Here is a 13546-nt window from a genome sequence, read left to right on the forward strand (position 1 = left end):
TGAATCCTTGGCGGAGGAGGTTTGATGCAAGCGGTGATCCGGTGCGACTCAGGGCCAGCCGTTGGCGGAGGACATCTTGTGCGCAGCGGCGCGCTGGCGGCGGCATTAAGACGGAACGGCTTCGATATCGCCTTTGCCGTTTCCGACGAAACGGTGACGAGCATCCCACAGCTTTTCGTCGATTTTCCCGATGTTTTGAAAGGCATGACCGCCGAAGAAGCCGATGCCGAACGCATAAAGTCGCGTTGGCCATCCGGCGTCGAGCTTGCCGTCGTGGATCACTATGGCCTCGGCGAGGGATTTGAGAGAGCAGTGGCGGGGTGGGCGAAGAAGGTGCTGGTCATCGATGATGCACCGTCGCGGCGTCATTTATGTACCCATTTGGTCGACGCGACTTTTCGACGACGGCCTGAAGAGTATGGCAAGCAGGTCGATTCTAGCACCACCCTGCTTTGCGGTAGCGACTATGCGCTTCTGCGCGACGCTTTTCAGAAGGAACGGCATGCAGCACTCGACCACCCCCCAGGTGGAGTACGCCGTATTCTGATCTCGATGGGGTTAAACGACAACGTGAACGCCACCTGGGCCGTATCGAAGGGGATTCTTGACGCTGGTGGAACGTATGAGGTGGATTGTGTCCTCGGCGCGGCCGCGCCCCATCTTGACGCCATACGAGCTGCCGTTCTCAAGGGTGGCGATAGATGGCATCTTCACATTGGTGTCGATGCCGAGGCGATGGCGAGACTTACAAGAGCTGCCGATATCGTTGTGGGCGCACCCGGCAGTGCCGGTTACGAACGCTGTTGTCTGGGTCGGCCAGCGCTATTGCTCGTTGTTGCTGACAATCAACTGCACAATGCGGCTGCTTTGGACGAAGCCGGTGCGGCGATTGTGATCGGAAAATTCTCGCACGATACGGCCAGCCGTGTTGCTGGCGCTGTCCGTATGCTGGCAGACAACCCGACCAAATTACGTGACATGCATCTTTCGGCTGCTGCGATATGCGACGGGAATGGTGCCAACCGAATCGTGCGAGTACTACTGAATTCATGAGAACAGAGCATCAAATTCTGCCTCGCTTTTCTCGTTGTCGGAAGCGTGACGAGAAGCCAGGCCGCATAGCTTGACAGATTCAACGAAGTTCACGAGATGACTTATCGACTTCGTCTCTCAAATGCCGCGACCAATCTAGATTTATCGTGGCCGCGCAGGCACGAATTGGGCTTTCGGAAAGGGCAGACGTTGTGAAAATCGGCAATCGTGAAATCGGTCTCGGTCATCGCCCCTATTTGATCGCGGAAATGTCCGGAAACCACAACCAGTCGCTCGATAGAGCGTTGGAAATTGTGGATGCTGCGGCTCGTTCCGGCGCGGACGCTATCAAGCTTCAGACCTACACCGCTGATACAATGACGTTAAACATCCGCGCGCCTGGTTTCGTGATCGAAGACAAGGGAAGTCTTTGGGCCGGCCGGCAACTCTACGAACTCTATCAGGAAGCGCACACGCCCTGGGAATGGCACAAGCCGATCATGGAGCGCGCTGCCAGCCACGGCATTCACTGCTTTTCGACACCCTTCGATGATACCGCGACTGATTTCCTCAGCTCACTCGACGTGCCCGCTTTCAAAATCGCCTCCTTCGAATGCACGGATCTGCCTCTGATCCGAAAGGTGGCGGCAGCGGGCAAGCCCATGATCGTCTCCACTGGCATGGCTACGCTGGCTGAAATTGACGACGCCGTGCGCACCGCTCAGCAAGGCGGGTGCGAGGATATCGTGCTGCTCAAATGCACGAGCACCTATCCAGCGACGCCGGAAAATACCAACGTGCTCACCATCCCACATCTACGCGCGGCATTCCCGGCTTGCGAAGTCGGTCTCTCTGACCACACGATGGGATGTGGGGCTGCAGCCGCGGCGGTGGCACACGGAGCGGTGCTCATTGAGAAGCACTTCACGCTCCGCAGAAGCGATGGTGGCGTTGACTCGAGTTTTTCACTCGAGCCGGAAGAGTTCATGCAACTCCGTCTCGAAACTGAGCGGGCCTGGCAATCTCTGGGCATCGTTAGATATGGTACGCAACCGGCGGAAGAGAAATCGACGGCTTTCCGACGTTCCCTCTACATCTCGCGGGATGTGAAAGCTGGTGACGTGCTTTCCGCGGAAAATGTCCGCATCATTCGCCCAGGTTTCGGGCTGCCACCGAAATTCTATGATGTCGTGATTGGCAATCGGGTGGCCAAGGATGCACCCGTCGGTACACCGATAAGCTGGGAGCTTATTGGGTGATCGTGTCAAGCTGGCAATATCTGGGGGGTATCTGTTTCAGATAGCTGTCCGTGTTGCTGTTTTCGTCGAGGGCGAAAACAAGCTGGCGGAATCGCCTCTGCCAACGGCATAGTAGAGCAGTCCGTGTCTACGGAGTTCGGCAGGGTCGTAGAGATTGCGGCCGTCTATGATGACCGGCGCTTTCAGTTGTGATTTCAACCAGCTGAAGTCGACGACGCGGAACTGCTTCCATTCGGTGCAGATCACGAGTGCATCTGCATCTGCCACGGCATCTTCCTGTCGCTCTACCAGTGTGAAATCGGCTCTATGTCCATAGTGCCCTTCGGCGACAGCTCCGGCTTCGGGATCGTATGCTTTTACCTTCGCGCCGGCGTTCCAGAGCGCTTCCATCAGGAAGCGGCTAGGGGCTTCGCGCATGTCATCGGTGTTGGGTTTGAAGGCCAGCCCCCAAATGGCAATGGTTCTGCCGGCTAGGTCGCCATCGAATACGCGTGCGAGTTTACCGTAGAGAACATTTCGTTGGTACTTGTTGGTTGTCTCGACCGCCTTGATCAGAGCGGCGTCGTAGCCGACCTCCTCCGCACTATATGAAAGAGCGCGAACATCCTTGGGAAAGCAGGAACCGCCATACCCACAACCGGGATAGATAAAGTGATATCCGATACGTGGGTCCGAGCCGATGCCGAGACGGATCTGTTCGATATCAGCGCCAAGGCGTTCGGCTAGGTTGGCGATCTCGTTCATGAAACTGATCTTCGTCGCGAGCATGGCGTTGGCGGCATACTTCGTGAGTTCCGCGGACCGTACGTCCATGAAGATGAGTTTGTCGTGGTTGCGGTTATACGGTGCATAGACCGCCCGCATGATCTTACGGGCCCGCTCGGAATCCGTGCCGACCACGGTACGTGCTGCCTTGGTGAAGTCCTCGATCGCGCTGCCTTCCTTGAGGAATTCAGGATTGGAGCAGACGTCGAATGGTAGGTCTAATCCGCGTGCGGACAGCCTGGCCGAGATCGTGGCTGTGACTTTGTCGGCAGTACCTACCGGGACGGTCGATTTGTCCACAATGACGGCATAGTCATTCAAATTATCACCAATGGTGGCAGCCACGGCCAGGACATGACTGAGATCTGCTGAACCGTCTTCCTCTGGCGGCGTGCCGACGGCGATGAAGATCAGTTCGCTGAATTGGATCGCGGCCTTTGCGTCAGTGGAAAAGAGCAGGCGGCCTGCCGCGAAGTTGCGTTCGACGAGCTCATCGAGACCTGGCTCGGAAATCGGAACAATGCCGTTCTTGAGGCCCTCGACCTTCTCGGCATCATTGTCAACGCAATAGACTTGATGTCCTACCTCGGCAAAGCAAGCGCCCGCAACGAGGCCGACGTAGCCAGTGCCGAAGATGGAGATTTTCATGAGATTGAATCTCTTGGAGGTTAGAGTTTGCTACAGCCTATTTTACATAGCACAGTTGCTGCGTTGATTTTGTGATGAACAATAGAGCTATTGAGCAGCCAGCCGTCATTTGCTTGTCAATTCACGGGCATGCTAAGATGCAACCCTATCGCCCTGTCCAGCGCCGACCGCCGTTGCGAGGATGAGACGAAGGTCGGTGCGCAGAGACATCGTATTCAGATATTCCGCATCGACCTTGGCGAGCCGCTGCGGATCGGACATGTCTATACCTGCCACTTGGGCAATGCCAGTGATCCCCGGACGGATGGCGTAGAGGCCTCGCGCTCGGCGGGCTTCGACCAGTTCCACTTGGGAGGGCAGGCAGGGGCGTGGACCAACAAAGCTCATATCGCCGCGCAGGATGTTCCACAGTTGTGGCAACTCATCTAGTTTTAGCCGTCGGAGCCATCTTCCGACTGGAGTTACAGCAGAGGCTGTCGTTTCGTGACTGGGAGCATTGTGCGTCCCAACGTACATCGTACGCAGTTTGTAGCAAGTGAACAGCTCCTCGTGCATGCCGACCCGTGTTTGGCGGAAAATTGCGGGCCCTCGCGATGAGAGCTTCACTAGCACAATGCAAACAAAGATGAGGAAAAGAGCGATCGGAAGTCCGATCACAGTAATAACAATATCGATAGTTCGCTTCATGTGGATGTAACTCCCGAGCTATCGGGCAAAAGCTGGCGATAGCGCATTCCCGATTCCGTGATCGAGGCGACAAGGCTCTGAGGCTGCTTAAATCCGAACGTCGTGTGGAAGCGGCTGCTGTCGACCTGCAGATCACTCAGGAGTCCGGCAACCATTTGTTGTCGGTTGACCGCCCGTCCGATCGCATGAAAAGCGGCGGTCGGAAAGTAGAAAAGTCTTGGAGGTATGTGCATGCCCCTACGTAATTCGGTCACAATGCGAGGCAGTGACAGGCTTTCCTCATCAGAGATGCAATAGTTGCCTGATTTCTCCTGCGACCACTGGCCTGTGCAGAGATGGCCGATTGCTCCGACAAGCGAGCCTATGCCGATCAGTGAACGCTTGTTGCTGATACTGGCGAAGGGCAGGGGAAGGCCCGTGGCAGCAAGTCGCTGCAATGCCCCCCAGTTTCCCTTCGCCTCTGCTCCAACCACCAGTGGAGGGCGTAGCGAGATTGCCAGGATGCCCTTATCCCTAAGGTCGAGAACATACTTTTCGGCTTCGAGTTTTGCTCTGCCGTAGGGAGTTGGCGGAGGATTGCTTGTATTATCGTCAACAATCGCCGACGAGGCATTTTGTGTTATCGCCGCGAGGCTGCTCATATGGATGAAGGTTTGAACGCCACGATCTGCCGCAGCTTTAGCAATTCTTTCTGTCGCAGTGGCGTTGGCGGCGATGAAGCGGTCAGCCGTTTCTGCCGTGGCTTGCACGTGAGCAAGTCCAGCGAGATGGACAACAATCGAGGCGCTCTCAAGAGCCTCGCCGAGGTTCGTTGCAGTTTCGATCGGGCCTGTCACGACAAATTTGATCCGCTCGTGGTTGCGCCAACTTCGAGGGCAACTACTGGCCTCGCGCAGGGTAACCGTCAGAGGCTGCCCGATGGACAAGAAATGCTTCACAAGATGTCGGCCGACGAAGCCTGTCGCTCCGGTAATGAAGATTCTCTGCGCCGCCATCTTCTTCTTTCTGTCTGCATTGAGGTGTAAACGTATCGCTCAGCCGACGATCGCAGCAACTCAGCGTAAGCGGAGGCGCTTCGATGGATGGCGTGCCGTCGTTATCGGAAAGCGAGGGCGTTTGAAAGAAAGTTCCGTGGTCGTACTCCGTCATCGGGTCGCTTGCCAAATCTGTGCGAGATGAAGAGTCTCGGTCTACTATTGGAAAAATACCGAATCTCCGCTTATGCCATCCAGCACTAGCCGCCATTTTTGGCTTTCGCTCCAAACCCATCATCTGTAGAAGGCGCGATCATGGCATCAGTATTTAATATTCGTACACGGCTTATCAGCCTGCCACGGAGGCAGAAGCAACTGCTCGCATTATTTGCCGATGTCGTGATGTCACTTGCCGCGATGTGGTTGGCTTTTTCCCTTAGACTCGATGTGGATCATGCACCTCAGGCATTTGAATGGATTCCCTACGGCCTTGCCACCTTTCTCTTCGTTCCATTTTTTATTAAATTAGGCCTGTATCGGGCGATTTTTCGATATTCCGGTGCTTCGAGCTTGGCTTCGGTTGCGAGCGCAATCTTCCTGTATGGAATTCTCCTGAGCGTCATTCTTTTCGTAGCCAAATTTCCAGGTGTGCCACGTTCGATCGGCATTCTTCAGCCGATCCTGTTCTTCACTCTTGTATTCGGCAGCCGGGTAGCCGCTTCCCAGTTGCTGATCCGGTCTGTGCCCGGCATGGCGACGGTCAAGGACGTGCTGATCTACGGAGCGGGCCAGGCGGGAGCGCAAGCGTGCGAAGCGCTAGCAATGACGCCGGAATACAGAGTCCGGGGGTTTCTCGACGACGATCCAGCCAAACACAATTGGCGTTTACACGGCCGCCCTGTTATCGATCCCAAGCACGTTGCAGAGGTCGTCGTACGCTTTGGTATCAGTGACATTTTGATTGCTGTCCCAAGCGCAGGGGTCGATCGACGCCGGCAAATTGTTGACTCACTTGCGGATCTTCAGGTCAGAGTGCGAACCATTCCTGGCATTCTGGATTTGGCTCGCGGCACTGCGCAGGTGGACGAGATTCAAGAATTGCAGATCATCGATCTCCTGGAACGTCCGCCAATCATTACTCCTCTCGACAAGACCGCGATGGCAGGAAAAGCGGTTCTGGTCACAGGCGCAGGCGGTTCAATCGGTAGCGAACTGAGTCGTCAGATTTTGGCGTTGGGGCCTGCCAAGCTCATCTTGCTCGATCATAATGAGTTCAGCCTTTACACTATCGATGATGAACTGCACCGGTTGGCGCCCCAGTTGAAGGTGCCAACCGATATCGTATCGTGCTTGGGGTCGATCCGGGACGAGGTTCGGATGAGATGGGTGATGGAGCAACACGCGCCGCGCCTTGTCTATCATGCGGCAGCCTATAAACATGTGCCTCTTGTGGAAGCCAATCCGATTGAGGCCGCGACAAACAATATTCTCGGTACCGCCATCCTGGCCAGAGAATCAGAAAGAGCAGGCGTCGAACGTTTCACTCTCATTTCGACTGATAAGGCCGTTCGACCCACCAATTTTATGGGCGCAAGCAAGCGTCTTGCTGAGCAGATCGTTCAGGGATTGGCGGCGAAGCCCCGCCAAGCCACCATTTTCTCCATGGTGCGTTTCGGCAATGTCCTTGGCAGCAGCGGTTCGGTCGTTCCGCTTTTCAGGCGTCAGATTGCATCTAGAGGTCCGCTTACGGTAACTGATCCTGAGGTCATTCGCTATTTCATGACCATTCCGGAAGCCGTGGGACTTGTTCTGCACTCTTCGCAGATAGCGACAGGGGGCGAGGTTTTTGTCCTCGATATGGGCGAGCCGGTGAAGATTATCGATCTTGCCCGAAAGATGATACGCCTGTCAGGCCACATCGAAAAGACGCCAAGCAATCCCGACGGAGATATCGAGATCAAAATCGTTGGTCTGCGACCAGGGGAGAAGCTTTACGAAGAACTGCTCATTGGCAACGATCCGAGGCGTACGTCCAATCCCCACATTATGATGGCTCGCGAGAGTTTCCTTACTCCCGAGGAACTTGCCGGAGAAATTGAGAGAATACATGCTTCGGCAGCACAGCAAGATATAGCTATGCTGGCCGCCGTGCTGGAGCGAACAGTGGCTGGCTTTCAATGGAAGAATAATATCGCAAATAAAGAGGGAATTTCGCAGAGCAAATCCCTCTTTGACCAGACAGAAGAATCAGTTGAGCCCTTCTGATGTGCAAACTTATCCAATGAATTTTCGCGTTGAAAGGATTTGCTTGAGCGTCGGAAACTGGCTATTCATGACGACCCCATACGCCGGCTAAGTCAAGTGCACGATTGTAAGATCTTCGCTGTAAGCTTGACATGTCACGCTATAGTCGTGCCTTGGTAGAGAGATACTGCTTCGCAGAAACTAGCACCGGGGGGGAACAGCAGGCCTCAATGATTCCATAGAGGACTGCTGCGTCGCCATATGCTCAAACGTTTCCAAGACTTTATCGTGGCCAGACAAAGCAGAGAAACGTCGACTTCCTCGACACCACATTTCTCACCGAGCCCAGGCCGTCGACATGAGGTCCGAGGCTGATTGCGTTCAGTTCCAAAGTCGACGAATAAGTGCGATGGCTGATCCGAGCAGGAAACCGAAAAATAACGAGACAGTTCCGAACACGCTCAGTCGGGGAAATACTTTCTGGGCGTCTGCTGACAAAAGACTGAAACGAACCATGGAAGCAGTTTCCGGATTCGCCAACGGGCTTCGTTTAAGCAAAGCAAGTATGCGGGCGGGGCGCGGATCGTTTTGGATCGCATACAACCGCTGCTGGATCTCCCTTAGGTCTTCAGTGAATGGGTCGTTGCTCTTGCGATCTTGTAGGATCTTGATTCGTTCGTCCAAGGCAGCATAGCCTTGGAGATATGGCGGCTGGTTGCCGTTGGCATTTATTTGGACAGGGGCGGTGCTACCCTGCCCGGCTGCCTCGATGGCATGAAGGGCGAGTGGTTTCTCTATTCCGAGAGCGTGGGCGATCATTGATTGTTCGCCAACGCGGATCATTTCATCGTTGCGATCGTTCTCGATCCGTTTGCGATGGGCGTCGATATCAACTTGGAGCTTTGCTGCTTTCGCATCAAATCGCTCCTTGATCTCTGCAGCGCGTTCTGAGACTTCAATAGCAAGATCATGCGCCATGTCCTTATTCGCGTCTGCCAGTACTTTTTGCATGAACGCGGCGAGTTTATCCGGGTTATCGGCTCTGGCTCGGACATTGAGGAAGCGCTGACCTGCCTGAAAACTCTGGATGTCAGGTTCCTCAAATCTGATCTGGGATACGAAGCGCCTGACGGCTTGCCGGTAAGCCTCGTCAGTCAAGGCTCCGCGCTCGACTAGGCCCGTTTCCATGGCGATCGCTGTCAGGCGATCTGCATCTTTTACGTATGATAAAAATTCTGCATGGAGCGTGTCCGAGGTATAGGCGAAGGCCCTATCGTCTGGTTTCTCACTGCCTTCCTGTGAATTCTCACTCCCGTCGTGTGAAAGAGCGAGATATCTGGCAAACTGAGTCTGTCGCAAAGGAAAGACTGAAACCGTTGACTCAAATGTGCGCGGCACAAGGAGATACGCAACGCCACCTAGGACGACACTCGCGGTGGTAACTGCTGCAATCAGCAGCTTCGAATTCCACAGCGCTGCAAGTAACTCTCCCAAACGCAGCTCGTCTTCGGGGTTAGTCGTCTCAATCTCCATGAGCTTCCTCGTTTTGTAACTCTTGTCGGATTGTTCGGGGTCGTATAGATTAAAAAAAGCAAGTTTCCATAATTTTCAAATATATTCTTATCCATTTTTAAGAATATCATGTATATTCTGAAAGTCTTATGGGGATTGCGACATTGATGCGAATATCGTGGCGAGAAATGCAGAAAGCAAGCTTGGAAAATGTATCAAGGTTACCGGTACGCGATGCGACAGCGCAGCACAAGTGGTTTTGGCTCTATAGCAGTCTCTGAGCGGTTGGCTGAGAGGCGAGAATTCTGACCTTCGCTGAGAGGTAATGGCGAATCGGGTGCCTGAACCTAGTTGAGTGTGCGGTGGTAGTGCTTCTCGGCTCACTCGGCAGGATACTGCCGATAGCAGGTGGCATCTAAGCCTCGCGTCCCAACTGCCGAGCATGTTGTTGATTTTGGCCGCCGTCGATGAAACCGCTGACGGCCGCTCTGAGTGCAAGAATCGCACTCCATCCGAACGAGAGGAGGTGCTTAAGTAGCTTATGCTGCATCGCCGCTTCAACGCCATCGATGATGGCCGGAAAGCTCGCGGCGAACGGTGTCTCTGCGAAATTGTCTTATGAAAATTAGATGCGGCGCCTTTTCTGCTTGTCATAAGCGCGGGGAGGGTGCAAATCGGCCGCAGGCCTAGTGTTTCAATTAAAACTAGTCGTGAATTATGATCAAAGTTCTCATTACCGGCGGCGCAGGTTTCATTGGCAGCCATCTATCCAAGCTGCTGATTGTGGAAAACATTCCGATCCGAATTGTGGATTCACTTTCTCCGCAGATACATGGGGCTTTGCCGGAAGGACTGGACTGGCTAGCGGATGAACGTGTGGAATTTATTCGGGGGTCGATAACCGACCGCCAGACGTTGGAGGCGGCACTCAGCGGCATAACACATGTCATACACTTGGCAGCTGAGACCGGTACGGGGCAATCTATGTATGAGATGGCGCGGTACAATGAGATCAATTCGCAAGGTACGGCGCTACTGCTTGATATTCTGGCCAACCGACGGGATCATGGAGTTCAAAGGCTGATTTTGTCGTCCAGCCGCTCGGTCTATGGCGAAGGCGCTTATGTCTGTCAGGCCTGCGGCGATTCAAGTCGACGTATCTTCCCTGGCGCACGATCGGCAGTGCAACTCGCTGCACACCAATGGAATCCCCAATGCCCACATTGCGAAGCATCGCTAGTCGCTGTGCCGACTCGGGAAAATGATCCTGTCCGTCCCGCGTCGATCTATGCAGCAACGAAATATGCGCAGGAAGACTTGGTGCGAGTTGCCTGCGACGCGCTTGGCATCGGCTACGCAATCCTGCGGCTGCAGAATGTCTACGGTGAGGGACAGTCGCTCAAGAATCCCTATACCGGGATACTCTCAATCTTCTCGACGCGCATCCGGCGAGGTTTGGAGTTGCCAATCTTTGAGGATGGGTTGGAAACCCGCGACTTCGTCCATGTCGAAGACGTGGCACGGGCTATGTGCGCATGCATAACATCGCCAGAGCCGGTAAATAAAGTCATCAATGTCGGCAGTGGTATCGGCACCAGCGTAACGGACGTTGCACGCCTGCTTGCAATCTCGCTCCAACGCGACGTGCCAATCCGAGTAACCTCCCAGTTTCGGTTGGGCGATATCCGGCACAATGTGGCGGATATCACGCTTTTGCGCGAGTTGGTGCAAGGCGGTCCTCAGGTTGCGCTTGCTGATGGACTTGATCGATTTACAGCCTGGGTATTGACCCAACCGCTGCCAGAGGATGGCCTAGAACGGGCAAACGCAGAACTACGAGCCCGTAAACTGATGGCTTAGCCGTGATGGCGGATCAGATGTCTTGCAGCGAACTGCTGCGTGCAGACTTATTGAGGCAGCACAATCTTCTGTACGGCGATCATCAAGGCGCACCTTCCGGATTGCGGCTCTGGCTCGGCGTATGGTCCCCTCGTTTCGTCCCTGTCCTGCTCTGCCGGATCGCTCATTCGCTGCATCGGAGGCGTCTCGAGCCGATTGCGAAGCTGGTGTCGCTCTTGAATTTTTTCGCTTTCGGTATCGAAATTGCTGTGCGTTGCCCAATAGGTCCAGGGCTCTTTTTACCGCACACACAGGGAACTGTGATCGGAGCTTGGAGTATTGGGGCGAATGCTACCATTTTTCAGGGTGTCACCCTGGGGGCCCGTGAGATCGACTTTAGCTATACCGAACAATCCCGGCCAACATTGGGCAATGGGGTAACCGTTGGTGCCGGCGCCAAGGTTTTGGGTGGCGTCATGCTCGGTAGCGATTCACGGATAGGGGCCAATTCCGTTGTTCTGTCGGACATTCCCGCAGGGGTCTTGGCGGTTGGTGCGCCAGCCCGGGGCATCGACAAAATCCGGAGCCTTGATGGCGAAACTTGACGGACAACGCGTCCTATTGATCGCTCCGCGATTTTTTGGGTACGAACGCGACATAAAAGCTGAGATAGAGCGGCGCGGCGCAATCGTGGACTGGCTTCCCGATCGGCCCTTCGACACGCCCACTATGAGCGCTCTGACGCGAGTGCGACCGGGCTGGGTGCAGCCCGCCGCCACACGACTCTACCATAAGCTCCTCGAAGGATTCGGCGCAGAGAATTACGACCTGGTACTCGTCGTAAATGGCCAGACACTCTCGTCAGAGATGCTGACCCACCTTCGCGTTGCTTATCCGCGTGCGACCTTTATCCTTTACATGTGGGACGCGCTGGCAAATCGAGGGCATGTTCGGAAAAACCTGCCGCTGTTTGACCGCCTATACACCTTTGATCCGCGCGATGCGAAAAACTTCAGCATGCATATGCGGCCGCTCTTTTTTGGGCCAGGTTTTGATCGCACAGCAGATTCGGTGCCGATGAAACATCACCTTTGCTTCATCGGCACTGCTCATTCTGACCGCTTCCCCATAATTGATGCGCTTCGAAGGAATTTGCCTGCGGACATCAAGGCCTTCTGGTATCTGTATATGCAGGCGCCATGGGTGCTACAGATTCGCCGGTTGACAGAGCCTTCCATGCGTCACGCCCGTCGCGAGGATTTCGAATTCGTTTCTCTCGATAAGGCGAAGATGCAAGAAGAGGTGGCTGGTTCACGCGCCATTCTCGATATCGAACATCCGCGCCAGTACGGCTTGACGATGCGTACCTTCGAGACGCTGGGGGCGGGTAAGAAGCTGGTGACAACTAACGCCGGCGTGCGCGACTACGATTTTTTTTCGCCGGACAATGTCTTTGTTATCGACAGAAACGCGCCAGTGATTCCGAGAGATTTTCTCGAAGCACCTTTTTCGCCTCTGGCTGAATCGGTCCGCAGGCGGTATTCAATCGCAGGTTGGCTCGACGAAATTATCGAGGATGGATCAGGGTTAACATTGTCTATTTGAAAAAGTGAGTGGTCCGCCCAGCAGCACGAGTTACAATGTTGCGTAGGAAGGGGAATCTGGCTGCGATGCGGGCAACGAACCATACCAAAACATAGAATGGCGATTTCCGATGGGACAGCATGCGATCCGCCAAAGTGGTGGTGCGTTCGGGATGGTTTGCGAGAGATCTGTAGACCTCGCCAGCGATATAACGAGCCGCCCCCTTGTCACAGGCGCGCTTCAATCGGATGTCGTTGGGGTGTTCCTGTTGGGCAAAGCTGAGAGCCATAAGTGACTCGTCGAGCAGCTGGTAGGTGCGTTCACTCGCACCCGTACCGCTCTTCCTGTATTTGCCATACACTCCATCGAGCTTCTCGACGCGGCCGTTGAAGGCAACATCGATGGCGAACTTCCAGTCGGAGACCACGGGCAGCCTTTCATCGAAACCGTAGGAAGGGCACGCCGAACGGCGCACCATCATCGAGGATGCGCCGGCTATGCCACCCTTGTCGATGACGTCATATACGGATCGCTTGGTAAGGCGCTTCTTTTGATCTGTGATAGCTAATATCCGTCCGGTCGCATGCTCGAAGATTTCCACCGGATGATACGACAGCACCAATTTCTCATCCGCTAAGAACTGCGCAACCTGCGCCTGGATCTTACCCTGCAGGAACAGGTCGTCGCCGCCCATAATGGCGACGAAATCTCCGGTGGTTTCGAAGAACGCGGCGTTTGAGTTGCCCGTTATGCCCAAGTTGTTTTCATTCAATACAAGCTTGATGATGTTCGGATATTTAGCACGAAGGGCCGCAAGCACGTCTCGGCTGTTATCCGTCGAGCAATCGTCCGCAATGACGATTTCAAGATTCGGATAGCGCGGTTCCGCCAGAATGCTGGCGATGGTTTCCTCGATCAAATCGGCTTGATTATAGGTAATCACCATCACGCTGACGCGTGGAAGATTTTCGTTCTCTGAAATGGCAGCAGAATTCGTCATCA

General features: G+C 54.6%; 11 protein-coding genes. 6 read left to right on the forward strand and 5 right to left on the reverse strand.

What is annotated here, in order from left to right:
* Positions 1 to 24 precede the first annotated feature (24 nt).
* The gene (gene pseG / locus ACFWXH_RS02495; RefSeq protein WP_379117212.1) at positions 25 to 1053 is read left to right on the forward strand and encodes a UDP-2,4-diacetamido-2,4,6-trideoxy-beta-L-altropyranose hydrolase; all 1029 of its coding nucleotides are present in this window, start codon (positions 25 to 27) and stop codon (positions 1051 to 1053) included.
* A gap of 191 nt (positions 1054 to 1244) precedes the next feature.
* The gene (gene pseI / locus ACFWXH_RS02500) at positions 1245 to 2291 is read left to right on the forward strand and encodes a pseudaminic acid synthase (protein ID WP_379117214.1); all 1047 of its coding nucleotides are present in this window, start codon (positions 1245 to 1247) and stop codon (positions 2289 to 2291) included.
* Positions 2292 to 2327: 36 nt separating this feature from the next.
* Here the strand turns inward: pseI and ACFWXH_RS02505 are convergent, their stop codons facing one another.
* From ACFWXH_RS02505 to ACFWXH_RS02515, 3 genes are all read right to left on the reverse strand, one after another.
* On the reverse strand, positions 2328 to 3704 hold the full coding sequence (locus ACFWXH_RS02505) for a UDP-glucose dehydrogenase family protein (protein WP_379117216.1): 1377 nt from the start codon (positions 3702 to 3704) through the stop codon (positions 2328 to 2330).
* A 132-nt stretch (positions 3705 to 3836) separates the two neighbouring features.
* Positions 3837 to 4391, reverse strand: a complete 555-nt coding sequence (locus ACFWXH_RS02510; RefSeq protein ID WP_379117219.1) for a sugar transferase — start codon at positions 4389 to 4391, stop codon at positions 3837 to 3839.
* A complete protein-coding gene (locus tag ACFWXH_RS02515) occupies positions 4388 to 5386 on the reverse strand; it encodes an NAD-dependent epimerase/dehydratase family protein (protein ID WP_379117221.1) in 999 nt (332 codons plus the stop codon). The genes ACFWXH_RS02510 and ACFWXH_RS02515 overlap by 4 nt, the downstream gene beginning before the upstream one ends.
* Before the next feature lie 294 nt (positions 5387 to 5680).
* Between ACFWXH_RS02515 and ACFWXH_RS02520 the strand changes: the two genes are divergently transcribed.
* On the forward strand, positions 5681 to 7630 hold the full coding sequence (locus ACFWXH_RS02520; protein ID WP_379117223.1) for a polysaccharide biosynthesis protein: 1950 nt from the start codon (positions 5681 to 5683) through the stop codon (positions 7628 to 7630).
* 360 nt (positions 7631 to 7990) lie between these two features.
* Here ACFWXH_RS02520 and ACFWXH_RS02525 read toward each other — a convergent pair whose 3' ends face one another.
* Positions 7991 to 9142, reverse strand: coding sequence for a Wzz/FepE/Etk N-terminal domain-containing protein (locus ACFWXH_RS02525; protein WP_379117225.1), 1152 nt, complete (start codon positions 9140 to 9142; stop codon positions 7991 to 7993).
* A gap of 696 nt (positions 9143 to 9838) precedes the next feature.
* Here ACFWXH_RS02525 and ACFWXH_RS02530 point away from each other — a divergent pair.
* From ACFWXH_RS02530 to ACFWXH_RS02540, 3 genes are read left to right on the forward strand one after another with little or no spacing between them, the layout of a single operon-like run.
* Entirely contained in the window at positions 9839 to 10981 is a 1143-nt protein-coding gene (locus ACFWXH_RS02530) for an NAD-dependent epimerase/dehydratase family protein (RefSeq protein ID WP_379117227.1), read from the forward strand.
* Positions 10982 to 10986: 5 nt separating this feature from the next.
* Positions 10987 to 11565 (forward strand): serine O-acetyltransferase, encoded by a 579-nt coding sequence (locus ACFWXH_RS02535; protein WP_379117229.1) that lies wholly within the window; start codon positions 10987 to 10989, stop codon positions 11563 to 11565.
* Complete coding sequence (locus tag ACFWXH_RS02540; protein WP_379117231.1) at positions 11552 to 12565, forward strand: hypothetical protein; 1014 nt, start codon at positions 11552 to 11554, stop codon at positions 12563 to 12565. Before ACFWXH_RS02535 ends, ACFWXH_RS02540 begins: the two co-directional genes overlap by 14 nt.
* Here the strand turns inward: ACFWXH_RS02540 and ACFWXH_RS02545 are convergent.
* Positions 12558 to 13544 (reverse strand): glycosyltransferase family 2 protein, encoded by a 987-nt coding sequence (locus tag ACFWXH_RS02545; RefSeq protein WP_379117233.1) that lies wholly within the window; start codon positions 13542 to 13544, stop codon positions 12558 to 12560. The genes ACFWXH_RS02540 and ACFWXH_RS02545 overlap by 8 nt on opposite strands.
* Between the last annotated feature and the right edge of the window lie 2 nt (positions 13545 to 13546).

It is taken from the genome of Mesorhizobium sp. NPDC059054, from assembly GCF_042739215.1.
Classification (GTDB): Bacteria; Pseudomonadota; Alphaproteobacteria; order Rhizobiales; family Rhizobiaceae; genus Mesorhizobium.